The organism is Curtobacterium sp. SP.BCo (assembly GCF_051903265.1).
GTDB lineage: Bacteria > Actinomycetota > Actinomycetes > Actinomycetales > Microbacteriaceae > Curtobacterium.
Genome location: NZ_CP194337.1, coordinates 2088043 through 2105973, shown reverse-complemented (window position 1 = coordinate 2105973; position 17931 = coordinate 2088043). Strand labels below are relative to the sequence as shown.

17 protein-coding genes and 1 pseudogene are annotated in these 17931 nt (G+C 71.8%); 2 read left to right on the top strand and 16 right to left on the bottom strand.

Annotation, left to right across the window (positions count from 1 at the left end):
* Window position 1: 1 nt before the first annotated feature.
* Window positions 2-484 (top strand): aminoacyl-tRNA deacylase, encoded by a 483-nt coding sequence (locus ACRQ4B_RS10060; RefSeq protein WP_439691312.1) that lies wholly within the window; start codon window positions 2-4, stop codon window positions 482-484.
* Window positions 485-490: 6 nt separating this feature from the next.
* Here ACRQ4B_RS10060 and ACRQ4B_RS10055 read toward each other — a convergent pair whose 3' ends face one another.
* From ACRQ4B_RS10055 to ACRQ4B_RS10040, 4 genes are all read right to left on the bottom strand, one after another.
* Complete coding sequence (locus ACRQ4B_RS10055) at window positions 491-661, bottom strand: hypothetical protein (protein ID WP_439691311.1); 171 nt, start codon at window positions 659-661, stop codon at window positions 491-493.
* Window positions 658-1392: a DsbA family oxidoreductase gene (locus tag ACRQ4B_RS10050; protein WP_439691309.1), complete on the bottom strand. Its 735-nt coding sequence runs from the start codon at window positions 1390-1392 to the stop codon at window positions 658-660. The genes ACRQ4B_RS10055 and ACRQ4B_RS10050 overlap by 4 nt, the downstream gene beginning before the upstream one ends.
* 77 nt (window positions 1393-1469) lie before the next feature.
* Entirely contained in the window at window positions 1470-2855 is a 1386-nt protein-coding gene (locus ACRQ4B_RS10045; protein WP_439691308.1) for a glycine--tRNA ligase, read from the bottom strand.
* A gap of 57 nt (window positions 2856-2912) precedes the next feature.
* Complete coding sequence (locus tag ACRQ4B_RS10040; RefSeq protein WP_439691306.1) at window positions 2913-3953, bottom strand: aminotransferase class V-fold PLP-dependent enzyme; 1041 nt, start codon at window positions 3951-3953, stop codon at window positions 2913-2915.
* 70 nt (window positions 3954-4023) lie between these two features.
* Here ACRQ4B_RS10040 and ACRQ4B_RS10035 point away from each other — a divergent pair, with 70 nt between their 5' ends.
* Window positions 4024-5085 carry a LysR family transcriptional regulator gene (locus tag ACRQ4B_RS10035; protein WP_439691304.1) on the top strand — a complete coding sequence of 354 codons (1062 nt, stop codon included), beginning with the start codon at window positions 4024-4026 and terminating at the stop codon, window positions 5083-5085.
* Between the two features lie 171 nt (window positions 5086-5256).
* Here ACRQ4B_RS10035 and ACRQ4B_RS10030 read toward each other — a convergent pair whose 3' ends face one another.
* From ACRQ4B_RS10030 to ACRQ4B_RS09975, 12 genes and pseudogenes are all read right to left on the bottom strand, one after another.
* Window positions 5257-6054 (bottom strand): isoprenyl transferase, encoded by a 798-nt coding sequence (locus tag ACRQ4B_RS10030; protein ID WP_439691303.1) that lies wholly within the window; start codon window positions 6052-6054, stop codon window positions 5257-5259.
* Window positions 6055-6374: 320 nt separating this feature from the next.
* Window positions 6375-7097 (bottom strand): annotated as a pseudogene (recO, locus tag ACRQ4B_RS10025) (DNA repair protein RecO); the annotation flags it as partial.
* A 321-nt stretch (window positions 7098-7418) separates the two neighbouring features.
* A complete protein-coding gene (gene leuA / locus ACRQ4B_RS10020; RefSeq protein WP_439691302.1) occupies window positions 7419-9188 on the bottom strand; it encodes a 2-isopropylmalate synthase in 1770 nt (589 codons plus the stop codon).
* Window positions 9189-9452: 264 nt separating this feature from the next.
* The gene (locus ACRQ4B_RS10015) at window positions 9453-10850 is read right to left on the bottom strand and encodes an FtsX-like permease family protein (RefSeq protein ID WP_439691300.1); all 1398 of its coding nucleotides are present in this window, start codon (window positions 10848-10850) and stop codon (window positions 9453-9455) included.
* Complete coding sequence (locus tag ACRQ4B_RS10010; RefSeq protein ID WP_439691299.1) at window positions 10847-11599, bottom strand: ABC transporter ATP-binding protein; 753 nt, start codon at window positions 11597-11599, stop codon at window positions 10847-10849. The genes ACRQ4B_RS10015 and ACRQ4B_RS10010 overlap by 4 nt, the downstream gene beginning before the upstream one ends.
* Window positions 11600-11707: 108 nt before the next feature.
* Entirely contained in the window at window positions 11708-12382 is a 675-nt protein-coding gene (locus tag ACRQ4B_RS10005) for a response regulator (protein ID WP_439691297.1), read from the bottom strand.
* Window positions 12379-13644, bottom strand: a complete 1266-nt coding sequence (locus ACRQ4B_RS10000) for a sensor histidine kinase (protein WP_439691296.1) — start codon at window positions 13642-13644, stop codon at window positions 12379-12381. The genes ACRQ4B_RS10005 and ACRQ4B_RS10000 overlap by 4 nt, the downstream gene beginning before the upstream one ends.
* 68 nt (window positions 13645-13712) lie before the next feature.
* On the bottom strand, window positions 13713-14645 hold the full coding sequence (gene era, locus ACRQ4B_RS09995; protein ID WP_439691294.1) for a GTPase Era: 933 nt from the start codon (window positions 14643-14645) through the stop codon (window positions 13713-13715).
* Complete coding sequence (locus ACRQ4B_RS09990; RefSeq protein WP_439691292.1) at window positions 14642-15964, bottom strand: hemolysin family protein; 1323 nt, start codon at window positions 15962-15964, stop codon at window positions 14642-14644. The genes era and ACRQ4B_RS09990 overlap by 4 nt, the downstream gene beginning before the upstream one ends.
* 4 nt (window positions 15965-15968) lie before the next feature.
* Window positions 15969-16430 carry an rRNA maturation RNase YbeY gene (ybeY, locus tag ACRQ4B_RS09985; protein ID WP_079235757.1) on the bottom strand — a complete coding sequence of 154 codons (462 nt, stop codon included), beginning with the start codon at window positions 16428-16430 and terminating at the stop codon, window positions 15969-15971.
* Complete coding sequence (locus ACRQ4B_RS09980) at window positions 16427-17572, bottom strand: PhoH family protein (RefSeq protein WP_439691290.1); 1146 nt, start codon at window positions 17570-17572, stop codon at window positions 16427-16429. The genes ybeY and ACRQ4B_RS09980 overlap by 4 nt, the downstream gene beginning before the upstream one ends.
* On the bottom strand, window positions 17562-17915 hold the full coding sequence (locus tag ACRQ4B_RS09975; protein WP_439691289.1) for a histidine triad nucleotide-binding protein: 354 nt from the start codon (window positions 17913-17915) through the stop codon (window positions 17562-17564). The genes ACRQ4B_RS09980 and ACRQ4B_RS09975 overlap by 11 nt, the downstream gene beginning before the upstream one ends.
* Window positions 17916-17931: the final 16 nt, after the last annotated feature.

Below are 17931 nucleotides of genomic sequence, written 5' to 3'. Positions count from 1 at the left end.
CATGACCACCGATGCCATCGCCAGGTTCGACGCCGACGCCGCCGCCCGTGGCCTGCGGGTCGAGGTCGTCGATCGGCCCGCGGCGGACTCGTTGCCCGAGGCCGCGGCCCTGCTCGGCATCGAGCCCGGCGACATCGTGAAGACCCTCGTGGTGAAGCGGCACGACGGCGGGTTCCTGCTCGCCCTGGTGCCGGGTGGGCGCAGCATCGCGTGGAAGAAGCTCCGCGCGGTCGTCGGCGTCAACAAGCTCTCGATGCCGGATGCCGCCACCGCGCTCGAGGCGTCCGGCTACGAGCGCGGCACCATCACGCCGGTCGGCGCGACGGGCGACCTGCCGGTCTACGCCGACGAGCGCATCGTCGGCCGGCGGGTCGCACTCGGGGCCGGACGGCACGGCGCGAGCGCCTTCGTCGACGCCGACGACCTCGTCGCGGCCTACGCCGCGACGGTCGCCGACATCACCGACGAGGAACCCGTCCGCTAGGACGCGTCAGTCGGGCACCTCGGTCCAGACGCCCTCGGCGCCCGGGACGAAGCAGGAGTCGCCCTCGCAGACCGGCGCACCGCCGGGCGTGACCAGCGTCAGCAGGGCGGGTCCGGCCTCCAGACCGTCCGACTGGAGGCGCGGCTCGGCCGAGCCGTCCAGGCGCACGTCCGTCACCGGTTCACCGCCGCATCCGCTGCCGCGTCGTCGGCGGCACGCTGCTGCGCGTCCGCGAGGTCGGACGGCGTCGTCGCACGGAGCGCGACGACCTGCGTGAGCACCTGTGTGAAGGCCGTCGGGTCCTGGGCTCCGGACACGCCGTACTTGCCGTCGATGACGAAGAACGGGACACCGTTGATGCCGTAGGACAGGGCCTGCGCCTGGTCCGCCCGGACGGCGGCGAGCTGCGTGTCCTCGCGGAGGGTGGCGAGGACCTCGTCGCGGTCGAGCCCGATCTCGGCGCCGAGGTCGGCCAGGGTCGCGTCCTCGCCGACGTGCTCGCCGCGTTCGAAGTACGCGGTGAACAGCCGCTCGACCATGTCCAGCTGCTTGCCGTGCTGCTTCGCGAGGTGGATGACCTGGTGGGCCTTCACGGTGTTCGTGTGGTGCACGGCGTCGAAGTCGTAGTCGAGGCCGACGGACGCGGCGATGCCGGTGACCTGGTCGAGCATCTGCTGGGCCTGTTCGACGGGCATGCCCTTGTGGTTCGACAGGAACTCGGCCTCGGTGCCCTCGAAGTCCACGGGGGTGTCCGGGCTCAGCTCGAAGGAGTGGTACTCGACCTCGACGGGGCGGCCGGAGTCCGTGGCGGCGAAGGCGGCGACGCCGGCCTCGAACTTCCGCTTGCCGATGTAGCACCAGGGGCAGGCGATGTCGGACCAGACATCGACCTTGACAGAGTCGTTCATGCTCAACGACAACGCGGCCGTCGCCCGGGCATTCCCGGGCGAGGCCGCGTCGTGCGGAGGGGCCGTGTTGCGGTGGGTCAGGCGCCGAGCAACCGCGTGGCGAGGTAGCCCTGCAGCTGGTCGAGGGCGACGCGCTCCTGCGACATCGTGTCGCGCTCGCGCACGGTGACGGCCTTGTCCTCGAGCGTGTCGAAGTCCACCGTGATGCAGAACGGCGTGCCGATCTCGTCGTGGCGACGGTAGCGGCGTCCGATCGCCCCGGCGTCGTCGAAGTCGACGTTCCAGTACTTGCGCAGGTCGTCGGCGAGGCCGCGGGCCACCGGCGAGAGCTGCTCGTTCCGGGACAGCGGCAGCACCGCGGCCTTGACCGGGGCGAGGCGCGGGTCGAGGCGCAGGACGGTGCGCTTGTCGACGCCGCCCTTCGCGTTCGGGGCCTCGTCCTCGTGGTACGAGTCGAGCAGGAACGCCATCAGCGCGCGCGTCAGACCGAACGACGGCTCGATGACGTAGGGCACGTACTTCTCGTTCGCCGCCTGGTCGAAGTAACGGAGGTCCTGACCCGACGACTCGATGTGGTTGTTGAGGTCGAAGTCGGTGCGGTTCGCGACGCCCATCAGCTCGCCCCACTCCGAGCCGGCGAAGCCGAAGCGGTACTCGATGTCGGCGGTGGCGTCGGAGTAGTGCGCCCGCTCGCCGTCCGGCACGTCGAAGCGCCGCAGGTTCTCCGGGTCGATGCCGAGCTCGGTGTAGAAGGCGACCGAGTCGGCGATCCACTGCTCGTAGTGCTCGCCAGCCTCGGCCGGCGGGACGAAGTACTCGATCTCCATCTGCTCGAACTCGCGGGTGCGGAAGATGAAGTTGCCGGGGGTGATCTCGTTGCGGAACGCCTTGCCGACCTGGCCGATGCCGAAGGGGGGCTTCATCCGGCTGGTGGTGACGACCTGTGCGAAGTCGACGAAGATGCCCTGCGCGGTCTCCGGGCGGAGGAAGTTCAGCCCCTCCTCGGACTCGACCGGGCCGAGGTAGGTCTTGAGCATGCCGGAGAACTCGCGGGGCTCGGTCCACTCACCGCGGGTGCCGCAGTTCGGGCAGGCGATCTCGGCCATGCGGCCCTCGGGGTCACGGCCCTTCTTGGCGACGAACGCCTCGATCAGGTGGTCCTCGCGGAACCGGTGGTGGCAGTGCAGGCACTCCACGAGCGGGTCGGTGAAGGTCGCGACGTGCCCGGAGGCCTCCCACACCTTGCGCGGCAGGATGACGGCGGAGTCGAGGCCGACCATGTCGCCACGCCCACGGACGAACCGCTGCCACCACTGGCGCTTGATGTTCTCCTTGAGCTCCACACCGAGGGGCCCGTAGTCCCACGCGGAGCGGGAGCCTCCGTAGATCTCACCCGACTGGAAGACGAAGCCGCGGCGCTTGGCCAGGGCGATGACGCTGTCGAGACGGGAGGGCTGTGCCAAAGGGTGCTCCAGAGGTCGCCGAGCTGGAGGCTCGGTGCGGAAACGTACCGGGCAAGACTAGCGGCCCAGCACCTCGGCCACCGCGTCCACGTCCGACTCGTCGTTCCAGTGGTGGAACGCGAGCCGCAGCCGGCCGGCTCGTCCCGACGCCGTGATCCCGGCCGCGGTGAGCGCCGCCAGCCGCGACCCGGTCGGGTCCGGCAGGGTCGTCACGGCCTGCGTCTGCCGAGCCGTGCCGAGGCGGTCCGCGAGCCGGTCCGCGAGACCCGTGGCGTGCCTCCAAGCCGACCGGACGTTGAGGGAGGCGACGTGCCGCAGGGCGGCGACCGCCCCGGGCCAGGCCTGCCAGGCGGGCGACACGTCGAACCGTCGGGCATCGTCGGCCAGCCGCATCTCGGGGCCGTAGCAGGAGCTCCACACGTCGGCGCCGGCGTACCACCCGGCCTGCACGGGCCGCAGCCAGTCCTGCGCCGCCTCCGACACGGTGGCGAAGGCGACCCCGCGGGGCGCGCAGAGCCACTTGTAGGCGTGCGTGACGCTGACGTCGACGTCCGCGACGGCGAAGCCGGCGACGGACAGGGGCAGGATCCCCGCCGCCTGGGTGAGGTCGCAGAGCGTGCGGGCGCCGACCGCACGTGCCGCCGCGACGACGGCACCGCTGTCCACGACCGTGCCCGTGGCGGACTGCACCGCGGACCAGGCGACGAGGTCGGTGTCCGGGGTGATGCTCCGGGCGAGTGCGTCGAGCGGGACGCTCCGGACCCGGACCCCACGGTGCGCCTGGGCGAGGAACGGGAAGACGATCGAGCTGAAGTCACCGTCCGCGACGACCACCTCGGCGCCGTCCGGCAGTGCGGCCGCGACGACCGCGGTCATCGCCGAGGTCTGCGAACCGGTCGCCACCCGGTCGCTCGGGACACCGACGATCCCGGCGAACAGCGCGCGTCCCTCCTCCACGAGGTCGCCGTACCGGACCGGGCAGGACCCGGCGCGTCCCCACTCGTCGAGGTCGGCACGCATCGCCGCGAGGGTGCCGTGCGTGGGCAGCCCGGCGGTGCAGGCGGCGAGGTACCCGTGGCCGTCGACGAAGGAGTCCATGGCACGATGGTCGGCCCGCTGCACGCATCACACCAGTACAGGCTCGTTGCCGGTGCCATAACATTCCGTTATGGAGCACCTCGACCCGCAACTGTTGCGTGCGCTCCGTGCCGTCGCCGACACCGGGTCCATCACCGGAGCGGCGAACGCGCTCGGCTACAGCCAACCGGCGGTCAGCCAGCTGCTCCAGCGCGCCGAACAGCGGCTCGGGCACACCCTGGTGCTCCGCGGAGCCCGGGGCGTCACCCTCACCGAAGCCGGCCGGGTCCTCGCCGGCCACGCCCTGCACGTCCAGAGTGCACTGGCCGCCGCACAGGAGGACCTCGACGCCGTCGGCGGCCTCGCCCGCGGGCGCGTCCGGATCGCCGGGTTCCCCAGCGCCTCGTCGACCCTCGTGCCCGCCGTGCTCGCCTCGATGTCGGCGACGGTCCCGGGTGTCACGACGTCGTACGTCGAGGTCGAGCCGCCCGAGGCACTCGACCTGTTGCGTCGTGGCGAGGTGGACGTCGCGCTGACGTTCACCTACGTCGGGGAGGACCTGCCGGCCGATCCGGCGCTGGTCACCCGGTCGCTCGGGCGGGACCCGCTCGCCCTCGTGACGGCTTCCGAGGAGATGCACCGGCCTGGCCCGCCGAACCCGCATCGGCCGCACCGGCCTGGCCCGCCGAACCCGCATCGGCCGCACCGGCCTGGCCCGTCGGACCCGCAGCACCGGCCGCACCGGCCTGGAGGCGCGGATCACCGCCGTCCCGCAGCTGCGGCCCGCCCCGTGGCCGGCCCGGCATCCGTCGACCTGGCGTCCCAGCGGGACGCGCGTTGGATCGGCGGGTGTCCGCGCTGCCGCGGGCACCTGCTCGCCTCGTGCGCGAGCGCCGGGTTCACCCCGGACGTCGTGCTCGAGACGGACAACGCCGCGGCCGTCGTCGGGCTCGTCGCCGCCGGCCTCGGGGTGGCGCTGCTCCCTCGGCTCGCACTCGCGACGACCGTCATCCCGGAGGGCGTCGCGGTCCGGGCGGTCGACGACGCGCTCGCCCGACGGGTCGAGGTGGTCGTGGCACGCGGCGCGGAGCGCGTCCCGAGCGTCCGGGTGACCCTCGACGCGGTCGGCGCGGCCGCGCACCTGCTCGGCTGACTGGCTGGCCGGCACGGACGTGCGGCCGGCCGGTACTCGACAGGCCCGGGTGCGTCCGTGTCGGTCGCAGGACGTGCCGCGAGCGGACCGGGCTGGTCACAGGACGTGCCGCGAGCCTCCTTGCCGAGCGACACTTCCTGCGACCAGCTCGCGGCGCGCGGCCAGCGGCCGTCAGGCGGTGGGAGCGTCCACGGCGCCGCCGTACCGTCGGTCACGGCGCGCGTACTCCTCGATCGCACCCCACAAGTCGGTGCGGCGGAAGTCCGGCCAGAGCCGGTCGAGGAACACCATCTCGGCGTACGCCGACTGCCAGAGCAGGAAGTTGGACGTTCGCTGCTCCCCCGAGCTCCGGAGGAACAGGTCGACGTCCGGCATCTCCGGCACGTACAGCCGTTTGGCCAGGGCCTTCTCGGTGACCTGGCTCGGCTTCAGCCGGCCGGCCGCGACGTCCTCCGCCATGCCCCGCACGGCGTCGACGATCTCGTTCCGACCGCCGTAGTTGACGCACATCGTCAGGGTGAGGACGTCGTTGCCAGCGGTCATCCGCTCGGCCTGCTCGAGCTCCTCGATGACGCTGCGCCACAGCCGTGGCCGTCGTCCGGCCCACCGCACGCGCACGCCCCACTCGTGCAGCTGGTCGCGTCGACGCCGGATGACGTCGCGGTTGAAGCCCATCAGGAACCGGACCTCCTCCGGGGAGCGCTTCCAGTTCTCCGTCGAGAACGCGTACGCCGAGATGTGCCGCACCCCGATCTGGATGCCGCCCGCGACGACGTCGAGCAACGAGGCCTCGCCCGCCTTGTGGCCCTCGATGCGGGTCAGGCCGCGGCCGTTCGCCCACCGGCCGTTGCCGTCCATCACGATCGCCACGTGCTCGGGCACGAACCGGGGCGGGATCGCCGGGGGTGTCTCGCCGGTCCAGTCGATCGGGAGGAACGGCTCGGCGTCGTCGTGGCGGCGGGGGCTCATGCGGTGCGGGTTCCTTCGGCGGCGGGATCGTGGACGGAGTCGGTCGGGTCGGCGGCGCGGTCGGTCGGGTCGGGACCCTGGCCGGAGCCGGTCGGGTCGGGTCTGGTCGGGTCGGGGCCCTGGCCGGGGCCGGTCGGGTCGGGGCCCTGGCCGGGGCCGGTCGGGTCGGGGCCCTGGCCGGGGCCGGTCGGGTCGGGGCCCTGGCCGGGGTCACGGTCGGTCGGATCGGGCACAGGTACGGCCGGTCGCGGGGTGGCGGCGACCGCGCGCGCCGTGGCCTCGGGTCCGTCGTGGGTGAGCGGGACAGGCAGCGGGTGCTCGGACCGGTCGACGTGCGGCAGCGACCGGAGCGATCGTTCCAGGTGCCACTGGGCGTACGCCGCGACCACGCCGGACGCCCGGGAACGCGTGCGCTCGTCGGCCGCGTCGACCACCGGCCAGTCGCCGGCCAGCAGGGACCCGAGCAGGTGCAGCGTGTCCGGGTCGAGGCGGGGCGTGCCGGGAGGCGCGGCGCGGTCGGCCACCACGCCGCCGAGTTGCACGACGAACGCCGAGTGCGGTCCGGGCTCCCCGGTGACGGCGCAGTCCGAGAACGACGGCGCCCACCCGGCGATGCTCATCGCGCGGAGCAGGTACGAGTCGAGGGTCGCACTCGTCACGTGCTCACCGCGGGACAGCGACCGGAGCGCCCCGACGAGCAGCAGGTACTGCTGGAGTCCGGCGTCCGCCTCGCTCAGTCGGTCGGCGGTCTCGACCATGGCGCTCGCAGCGGTGTACGCCCCGTAGTCGGCGACGATCTGCGCGCCGTACGACCCCAGGGACTCCGCCTGCGTGACGATGTCGAGCGAGCGACCCTCGTAGAACTGGGCGTCGACGACCATGAACGGCTCGAGCCGGGAGCCGAACTTCGACGCCGTGCGCCGGACGCCCTTCGCGACGGCACGGATCTTGCCGTGCTGCCGGCTGAGCATGGTGACGATGCGGTCCGCTTCCCCGAGCTTGTGGGTGCGCAACACGACGCACTCGTCCCGGTACAGCGGCATTGCTCCAGTATCCCCCTCCGCACCGACACCCCGCGCCGCCCGGTGTGCGCTCGGCGTGCGCCCGGCGTGCGCTCGCACCGTGCGAGGCCAGGGCACGACCCTTCCGCAGTGTGCGAGGTCCCGACCACCGTGACGCCCTCGCGGGGTCCCACAGCACGCGGAACCTCGCACACTGCGTCGGCGGGATCGCACGGTGCGAGGGCGGTGCGCCAGCGGCGCGGGCGCGGCGCGCCAGCGGCGCGGCCGGTGGCCCGACGCGACCACGGACTGGAGGCGCGGCACGGGTCGGACCCGCACCGCGCCTCCAGGCAGGGCCGCGCGCTAGGCGGAGACGAGCTCCGGGCTACCCGATGCGGCCCCGGCGCGCACGGCGCGGTTCACCGCGGACACGATGGCCTTGAGCGACGCCGTCGCGATGTCGGCGTCGATGCCCACACCCCACAGGCGCACCCCGTCGACGTCGAGCTCGACGTACGACGCGGCCTTGGCGTCACCGGAGGCGCTCATCGTGTGCTCCGAGTAGTCGTACAGCGTGACGTCGACGCCCTGGTCGCGCATCACCGTGAGGAACGCGTCGATCGGACCAGTGCCGACGGCGTCCGCCTCGACCGAGCCCTCGTCGACGCGCATCGCGACCGACAGCTTCGTGGTGCCGTCGAAGTCGCTCGACGTCGCCGTCTTCGTGATCTCGTACCGGCCCCACTTGTCCGACTCGTCGGCGGCCGGCAGGTACTCGTCGCGGAACAGGTCCCAGATGCGCTCCGACGAGAACTCGCCGCCCTCGGCGTCGGTGCGCTGCTGCACGACGCCGGAGAACTCGATCTGCAGCTTCCGGGGCAGGTCGATGGCGTGGTCGGTCTTGAGCAGGTAGGCGACGCCGCCCTTGCCGGACTGCGAGTTGACGCGGATCACGGCCTCGTAGGAACGGCCGATGTCCTTCGGGTCGACGGGCAGGTACGGCACCGCCCACTCGATCTCGTCGATCGACTTGCCCGCCGCGTCGGCCTTCGCCTGCATCGCGTCGAAGCCCTTCTTGATGGCGTCCTGGTGCGATCCGCTGAAGGCCGTGTAGACCAGGTCGCCCGCCCACGGCTGACGCTCCGGCACCGGCAGCTGGTTGCAGTACTCGACGGTGCGCTTGATCTGGTCGATGTCCGAGAAGTCGATCTCGGGGTCGACCCCCTGCGTGAACAGGTTCATGCCGAGGGCGACCAGGTCGACGTTGCCGGTGCGCTCACCGTTGCCGAACAGGCAGCCCTCGATGCGGTCCGCCCCGGCCATGTAGCCGAGCTCCGCGGCGGCGACGGCGGTGCCACGGTCGTTGTGCGGGTGCAGCGACAGGATGACGTCCTGCCGGTGGGCGAGGTTCCGCGACATCCACTCGATCGAGTCGGCGTACACGTTCGGCGTGGCCATCTCGACGGTCGCCGGCAGGTTGATGATGACCTTGCGGTCCGGGGTGGGCTCGAAGACCTCGAGCACGGCGTTGCAGATCTGCACCGCGACCTCGAGCTCGGTGCCGGTGTACGACTCCGGCGAGTACTCGTAGAAGACCTTCGTGTCGTGCTGCAGGTTCGCCTCGGCGGCGCGGCACAGCTTCGCGCCGGACACCGCGATGTCGACGACCCCCTGCACGTCGGTGCGGAAGACGACCTCGCGCTGGACGATCGACGTCGAGTTGTACAGGTGGACGATGGCCTGCTCGGCGCCGTCGATCGCCTCGTAGGTGCGGTTGATCAGGTGCTCGCGTGCCTGGGTGAGCACCTGGATCGTGACGTCGTCCGGGATCGCGCCCTCGTCGATGAGGGAGCGGACGAAGTCGAAGTCGGTCTGCGAGGCGCTCGGGAACCCGACCTCGATCTCCTTGTAGCCCATGCGGACGAGCAGGTCGAACATGGCGCGCTTGCGCTCGGAGTCCATCGGGTCGATGAGTGCCTGGTTGCCGTCGCGCAGGTCGACGGCACACCAGCGCGGGGCCTGCTCGATGCGCTTCGTCGGCCAGGTCCGGTCCGGCAGCTCGACACGGATCTGGTCGTGGAACGGGACGTACTTGTGGATCGGCATCCCGGAGGGGCGCTGCGTGTTCTGCATGGTTTCGTCGCTTTCGTCGCGGTGGTGTGTTCTGCGTGGTTGCGGCCACGACGGACTCCGCGACGAGGTGGGCCGTTGTGTCAGGCCTCGTCGCGGCAGCGAAGGAGGAGGAGCGCCGAGAACATGGTGCGACCACCGTAGCACTGGTGTACCAACCGGGTGCAACGGTGTGACGCGCACCGCCGGACGGGAGGCGCGGCGCCGGCTGGCACCGTGCCTCCCGTCCGGCGGCGGTCGCGGCCCCGGCCAGGGCGACCGGAGGGGTCAGTCGACCGCGAGCGCCTCGGTCGGCGGGACGCGCATGGCGCGCCGCACCGGCGCGATCGTGGCGACGACCGCGAGCACCAGGGCACCGACGACCACGATGCCGATCGTCAGCGGCGGCAGCACCGGGGTGACCGGGGTCCCGAGCGAGCCGAGCAGCGTCTGCCCGCCGACCCACCCGTACACGGTGCCGAGCACGAGCCCGGTGACGACGGCCGCGACGACCATCTGCACGGCCTCGGTGACGATCATCCGGCGGACCTGCGCTCCGGTCAGTCCGAGCACCCGCAGGAGTCCGAGCTCCCGGCGGCGCTGCAGCACCCCGAGGGCGAGCGCGTTCACGACGCCGACCGCGGCGATCACGGCGGAGAACCCGACGATGACGCTGATCACGGCGTTCAGCTGGACGAAGAAGTCCCGCATGGCCTGGACCTGGTCCTGACTGCCGCCCTCGAGCTGTCCGCGCAGCTGCTCCTCGAGCACGTGCTGCATGATCCCGAGCGCCACCGCGAACGTGACGAGCAGGGTGACCCCGATGACGAGCCCGATCGTGGCGCGGGACGACCGCCCCGGCGCCCGCATCGCGTTGCGGCCGGCGAGCAGGACCACCGGGTCGCGCGACCCGATCCGGCCGATCAGCTGCAGCACAGGCGGCATCACGATCGTGGCGCCGACGGCGACGCCGGCGAAGGAGACGAAGCCACCGAGGGCGGCGGGCAGCACCGCGATCGGTGACGCAGAGCTGCCGACGAGCCCGACGACCATGAGCAGGGCGCCGCCCGCCATGAGCAGGATCGCCCAGACCTTCCGGGCGGTGCCGGAACGGACGTACTCGTGAGTGGGCTCGACGCTCGACGACAGCGCCTGCAGGGGTGTCACGGTCAGCACGCGCCGCGACCCCACGGCGAAGGCACCCCAGGTGGCGAGCACCACGGCCGCCACGGGGAGCACGAGCTCCCACGGCAGGAGCGTGTAGGTGGTGTCCGGCAGGAAGCCGTTGCCACGGAGCACGACCACGAACAGGGCGCTGAGCCCGGTGCCCGCGACCGCCCCGATCAGCCCGCCGAGCACGCCGACCAGCAGCCCGGTCCGGGTGATCCGGCCGCGCAGCGTGGCGCCGGTCGCCCCGACGAGCCGCTGGAGCGCGATGATCCGGGTCTGCCCGGCGATGAGCGTCGCGCAGGTGTTGGCGGTCACGATCGCCCCGACGTAGAGCGCGATGCCGAGGAAGAGCCAGCCGACGACGGACAGGATCGCCCTGACCGGGCCGAGGTCGGCGAGCCCGGCAGCCCCGAGCGCCTCGGTGACGATCCCGGGGGCGATGACGAGCGCGGAGCCGAAGGTGGTGCCGAGCGCGGCGACGAGCACCGTCGGCGAGAAGTCGCGGATGCCGTTCACGCTGCGGCCTCCATCCCGAGCATCGTCGCGGAGATCTCGGCGGCGTCCATCGCCGGCCGGTCCCCCACGACGCGGCCGTCGGCGAGGAAGAGGATCCGGTCGGCGTTCGCGGCGGCCACCGGGTCGTGCGTCACCATGACGACGCTCTGGCCCCAGTCGTCCACCGCCCCGCGGAGGATCTGCAGCACGTCGCGCCCCGTCCGGGAGTCCAGCGCGCCGGTCGGCTCGTCGGCGACGACCACCGCTGGCCGGGACGCCAGCGCCCGCGCGATCGCGACGCGCTGCTGCTGTCCGCCGGAGAGCTGGTGCGGGCGGTGCGAGAGCCGGTCGCCGAGTCCGAGCATCTCGACGAGGCGGTCGATCCACGCCGATTCCTCGCGACTCGGCTTGTGGCCGCCGAGCAGGAACGGCAGCCGGATGTTCTCGCTGATGTCCAGGGTGGGGACGAGGTTGAACGACTGGAACACGAACCCCAGCCGACGCCGGCGCAGTTCGGTCAGGTCCTTGTCGCCGAGCCCGGTGACGTCGACCCCGTCGATCTGGATGCGCCCAGCGGAGACCGCGTCGAGGCCGGCGGCGACGTGCATGAGCGTCGACTTCCCGGAGCCGGACGGGCCCATCACCGCGGTGAACTCCCCCGCACCGATGTCGACGCTGACGTCGTCGAGCGCCGTCACCCGGCGCGCGGCGTCGCCGTAGTGCTTGGACACGTGGTCGAGACGGATGATCGGAGTGTGGCTGCTGGTCATGCATCCACGATGACGGCCGGGAGGCCCGCCCCGCGTCGGTCCGTCGGCTCCTGTGGATCGTCCGCTCGGCTCGGATCCCTGTGGAGGGATCATCCGAGCGGATGACGCTCAGTCCGCCTTGGCCACCAGTCCGTGCTCGTGGGCGAAGACGACGAGCCGCACGCGGTCGCGCAACTCGAGCTTCGTGAGGACCCGCGAGATGTGGGTCTTCACGGTCGCCTCGCTGACGTACTCGTGCTGCGCGATCTCGCTGTTGCTGAAGCCACGTGCGGCGAGGTCGAAGATCTCCCGCTCGCGCGGGGTGAGGTCGGCGAACGCTGCCGGGACCGACGCTGCCTGCTCGCTCGCGTCCTCGTAGCGGCGCAGGAGCTCGCGGGTGGCCGAGGCCGCGAAGACGGCGGTGCCGGCGTGCACCGTGCGGATCGCGGCGAGCAGGAACTCGGGGTCGGCGTCCTTCAGCACGAAGCCGCTCGCTCCGGCGCGGATCGCCTTCGCCGCCGCCTCGTCGAAGTCGAACGTCGTGAGCACGAGGACCTTCGCGCCGTCGGTGCCGCTGTCCTCGACGATGCGTGCGGTGGCGGTGATGCCGTCCATCACGGGCATCCGGACGTCCATGAGCACCACGTCCGGTCGGCCACGTCGCACGAGCTCCACGCCCTCGGCGCCGTCGCCGGCCTCGCCGACGAACTGCAGGTCGGCCTGCGAATCGATCAGCATCCGGATGCCGGTGCGGAACAGGGCCTGGTCGTCGACGAGCGCGACGCGGATCGGGGTGTCGTTCATCGGCCGGTGCGCTCCTGGTGGGTCGAGGTGGTGGTGGTGGTGGGCGGTGCGGTCGGCACGAGCCCGCGCGGCATCTGCCCGCTCGCGGGGACGGCCGGCATCCGGACCGCGACCGCGAAGTCGGAGCCCCGCGGACCCGCGGTCATCGTGCCGCCGGTCATGGTGGCACGTTCGCGCATCCCGACGAGACCGTGCCCGGTGCCGGGGCCACGGGTGCCGTCGTCGGCGCGCCGGTTCACCACGGTGATCTCCACCGTGTCCGGCCGGTAGGTGAGCGCTGCGTGCACCGGAGCACCCGGCTCCCCGTGCTTCCACGCGTTCGTCAGGCTCTCCTGGACGATCCGGTAGACGGCGAGCTGCGTGGACGTCGGCAACCCCTCCGGGTCCCCCTCGCGCTCGACCCGGACGTCGAGTCCGACCTCGCGCATCTCCCCGACGAGCCGTTCGATGTCGTCGATCTCCGGCGTCGGTGCGGTGCCCTGCTCGTGTCGGAGCGCACCGAGGAGCTCCCGGACGTCGCCGAGGGCCCGCCGGGCCGTGGTCGAGATCGTGCCGAGGGCCTCGTCGGCGATGGCCGGGTCCGCCTTGAGCGCGTAGCGCGCGCCGTCCGCCTGGGCGATCACGACGGCCAGCGAGTGGGCCACGATGTCGTGCATGTCCCGGGCGATGCGGACCCGCTCCTGCTCCACGGCGACGGCCCGGTCGGCCCGTGCGGCGTCGCGTTCGGCGACGAGCTGGGCCTCGCGGCTCATGCTCGCCGACCGCCGGACCCGACGGACCAGTCCGCCCAGCCACGGCAGGAGCAGCAGGAGCAGGATGCCGGCGAAGTACGCCACCGTGACCCGCAGCGATTCCAGTTCCGGCCCGGACGCCGTCTGGATCCCGAGCCGCATCTGGTAGTCCTGCCAGCCGAGGTACCCGGCCGCGACGAGGGAGCCGCCGATCGCGGACACCAGGCCGGCGGTCCGGACCCGACGGCTGCCGTACGCGCTGGTCGTGTACATCACGGCTGCGATGAAGACGTTCGACAGGTCCGGGTCCTGCCCGGTCACCATCTCGAAGACGGCGAACACCCAGGCGATGCCGAGTGCCAGACCCGGCGAGAGGCGCCGGATCGCCAGCGCGCCGGTCATGCCGACGACGGTCAGCAGGGCGAGCGGCGAGTCCAGTCCGCGCGCCGACGCCACCATGACGAGCGCGCCGAGCACCACGGCGACCACCACGTCGGTGATGACCTGCGCGCGCAGCATGGGACGGAACACGCCTCCACGCTACGGCCTGGAGGCACGGCGCGCGTCCGCCTCTGGAGTGACGTCCGCAGCCGGTCGGGTCAGAAACCGAGCCGGCCGAGCTGCTTCGGGTCGCGCTGCCACTCCTTGGCCACCTTCACCCGGATGTTCAGGTACACGTGGCGGCCGCCGAGCAGTGCCTCGATCTCGGTGCGGGCGCGCGATCCGACGTCCTTGAGGCGCTCGCCCTTCCGCCCGATGACGATCGCCTTCTGGCTGTCGCGCTCGACGAACAGGTTCGCGAAGATGCGCAGGGGCCCGTCGGCGTCGTCGTCCTCGTCCGGTTCGACGATGTCCTCGATGACGACCGCGAGCGAGTGCGGGAGCTCGTCGCGGACGCCCTCGAGCGCTGCCTCGCGGATGAGTTCGCCGATGCGCTCCTCGTCCGTCTCCTCGGTGACGGTGGACGCGTCGTACAGCTGCGGGGACTCGGGCAGCAGGGCCGTGATCTCGTCGAGCAGGACCTCGAGCTGGATCCCCTTCGTCCCCGACGTCGGGATGATCGAGTCCCACTCCCGGAGCTGCGAGACGGCGAGGAGCTGCTCGCCGACCTTGTCCTTCGGGGTCCGGTCGATCTTCGTCACGATCGCGATCTTCTTCGCGCGCGGGTACTGGTCGAGCGTGTCGTTGATGAACTTGTCGCCCGGGCCGATCGGCTCGTTCGCCGGCACGCAGAACCCGATCACGTCGACGTCGCCGAGGGTGGACTGCACGAGGTCGTTGAGCCGCTCGCCGAGGAGCGTGCGCGGGCGGTGCACACCGGGGGTGTCCACGATGATGACCTGCCCGTTCGGCCGGTGCACGATGCCGCGGATGGCACGCCGCGTGGTCTGCGGCTTCGACGAGGTGATCGCGACCTTCTCGCCGACGAGCGCGTTTGTCAGCGTCGACTTGCCGACGTTCGGGCGGCCGACGAAGGAGACGAAGCCGGCGCGGTAGGGCCCCTCGGGTGCGGAGGACGTGGTGTCGGTCATGCGTGCGTGGTTCCCGTCGTGGTGGGTGCTGCGTCGTCGAAGGCTTCCTCGACGCCGGCGAGTTCCGGTGTGCGCTCGGCGAGCACGGTGATGAGGTGTCGGCGCTTGCCCTCGACCCGGTCGGCCGTGAGCACGACGCCGGAGACCGTGACGGTCTCGCCGCGCACCGCCAGGTGGCCGAGCTCCTTGGTGAGGAGGCCGCCCGCGGTGTCGACGTCGTCGTCCTCGAGCTCGATGCCGAACAGGTCGCCGAGTTCGTCGACGGGTAGTCGGGCGGAGATGCGCCACAGGCCGGGCTCGACCTCGACCCGGTCGACGACGGCGCGGTCGTACTCGTCGGAGATGTCCCCGACGAGTTCCTCGATGAGGTCCTCCATCGTGACGAGCCCCGCGACGCCGCCGTACTCGTCGACCACGAGCACGAGGTGGTTCTTGGCGACCTGCATGTGCCGGAGGGTGTCGTCGGCGGCCTTCGACTCCGGCACGAACTCGGCGGGACGCAGGAGGGTGGTGACGCGCTCGGCACCGGAGCCCGGCCGTTCGTAGAGCGCACGGGAGACGTCGCGCAGGTACAGCACGCCGAGCACGTCGTCGCTGTCCTTGCCCGTCACCGGCATGCGGGAGACGCCGGCGGCGAGGAACTGCTCCATGCCCGCGGCGAGGGTGTCCGACCCGTCGACGGTGAGCATGTCCGTGCGCGGCACCATCACCTCGCGCACGAGGGTGTCGCTGAACTCGAAGACCGAGTGGATGAGCTCGCGGTCGTCCTGCTCGAGCACGTTGCTCTCGGTCGCCTCGTCGACGAGCGAGAGCAACTGCTCCTCGCTCGAGACCGTCGAGGCGCTGCCGCCACGACCGGGCGTCACGCGGTCCCCGATGGCGACGAGCAGCCCGGCGAGCGGCCCGAGCACGATGCGGACGCCGCGGACGAGACCGCCGGTGGCGGCGATGAGCGCCTCGGCGTGGGCGCGTCCGACGCTGCGCGGGCTCGACCCGACGAGCACGAACGACACCGCGGTCATGATCGCCGCGGCGACGATGAGCGCCACCCACCAGGTGTCGAACACCATGACGAGGGCGATCGCCACGAGCACGGCAGCCGCCGTCTCCGCGAGGACGCGGAAGAAGTTCAGCGCGTTGACGTGCGCGCCGACGTCGTCGCCGATGGCCTCGATCGCCCGTCGGCGCTTGCTGCCCCGGGCGATCTCGTCGAGGTCGGCGCGGGACAGCACCGTCAGCGCGGCGTCGGACGCGGCGAGCAGGCCGCCGACGACGACCAGCACGAACGCGACCGCGAGCAGGCCGGCGACGAGCAGCATCAGTTCACCGTCCTCGGCGCTGGGCGGCGAACGCGGTGAGGATCTCGCCCTGCAGCCCGAACATCTCGGCCTTCTCGTCGGGTTCGGCGTGGTCGAACCCGAGGAGGTGGAGGATGCCGTGGCACGTCAGCAGGAGCATCTCGTCGGTGCTCGAGTGCCCGGCGGTCTTCGCCTGTTCCTCGGCCACCTGCGGGCAGAGCACGATGTCGCCGAGCAGACCGGCCGGTGTCGGCTCGTCCTCGGTGCCGGGACGGAGCTCGTCCATCGGGAAGCTCAGGACGTCCGTCGGGCCGGGCTCGTCCATCCAACGGACGTGCAGCTGCTCCATCGCCCCTTCGTCGACGAGCACGATCGCGAGCTCCGCGTCGGCGTGGACGTGCAGCGCGTCGAGCGCGAAGGCGGCGAGGCGCTGGATGGCGGCCTCGTCGACCTCGACGCCGGACTCGTTGTTGAGCTCGATGCTCACCGGTTGCCTCCTCGGGCATCGTTCTGCGGGTACGGGGAGCGCTGGCGGTCCTGCGGCGGACGTCCCCGTCGCTCGGCACGGTTCGCGCCGGCGGGGTTCGGCGTGGCAGCGTTCCCGCGGCCGCCCGGGCGGTACCCGGACTGCTCGGCGAGGCGCTCCTCGTCGTAGACGGTGTAGGCGTCGACGATCCGGCCGACCAGCGTGTGCCGGACGACGTCCTCGCTCGTGAGCCGGGCGAAGTGGATGTCGTCGACCTTGTCCAGGATCCGCGTGACGAGCCGGAGCCCGGACAGGTTGCCGGGCAGGTCGACCTGGGTGATGTCACCGGTGACGACCATCTTCGAGCCGAAGCCGAGGCGGGTCAGGAACATCTTCATCTGCTCGGGCGTCGTGTTCTGCGCTTCGTCGAGGACCACGAACGAGTCGTTGAGCGTCCGTCCGCGCATGTAGGCGAGCGGAGCGACCTCGACCGTGCCCGCCGCCAGGAGCTTCGGCACCAGCTCGGGGTCCATCATCTCGTTCAGCGCGTCGTACAGCGGTCGCAGGTACGGGTCGATCTTGTCGGTGAGCGTGCCGGGCAGGAAGCCGAGCCGCTCGCCGGCCTCGACCGCCGGGCGCGTGAGGATGATCCGGGTGACCTCGCGACGCTGCAGTGCCTGCACGGCCTTCGCCATCGCGAGGTAGGTCTTGCCGGTGCCGGCCGGGCCGATCCCGAACGTGATGGTGTGCTCGTCGATCGCGTCGACGTACGCCCGCTGCCCGTCGGTCTTCGGACGCACGGACTTGCCGCGGCTCGACACGATCGGGGTACCGAACGTGTCGGACGGCTTGCGGTCCTCGTCGAGGAGCTTCGCGGAGACGGGGATGTCCGACGGCCCGATGTCCTGACCGCGCTTGACCATCCCGACGAGTTCGTCGACGAGGGCGTGCGCGCGGGCGACGTCGCGCTCGGGCCCGGACAACGAGACCTCGTTGCCCCGGACGAGCACCCGCACACCCGGGTACTGCCGTTCGACGGTCTTGAGCAGCCGGTCCTGGGGACCGAGCAGCTGGACCATGGCGATGCCGTCGACCTGGATCTCGACGGTGACGTCCGTCTCGGTGTGGTCGGTCTGGGAGGGTGCTGGTTCGTTAGCCGGCAAGGGTGCCTTCCTGCAGTTCACCTGCGAGTACGTGCGCGTGCACGTGGAACACGGTCTGACCGGCTGCTTCGCCGGTGTTGAAGACGAGTCGGAACTGGCCGTCGGCGCGCTCGTCGGCGATGCGCTGCGCGGTGGCGACCACGTGGGAGAGGAGGTCCGGGTCACCCGCGGCGAGCTCGGACACGTTCGCGTACTCCTCCTTCTTGGGGATGACGAGCACGTGGACGGGGGCCTTGGGTGCGATGTCCTCGATCGCGATCACGCGGTCGTCCTCGGCGACGACGGTCGCCGGGATCTCGCGCGCGATGATCTTGGAGAAGACGCTGGGCGTGCTGGTGCTCATGGCTCCATCGTAGAAC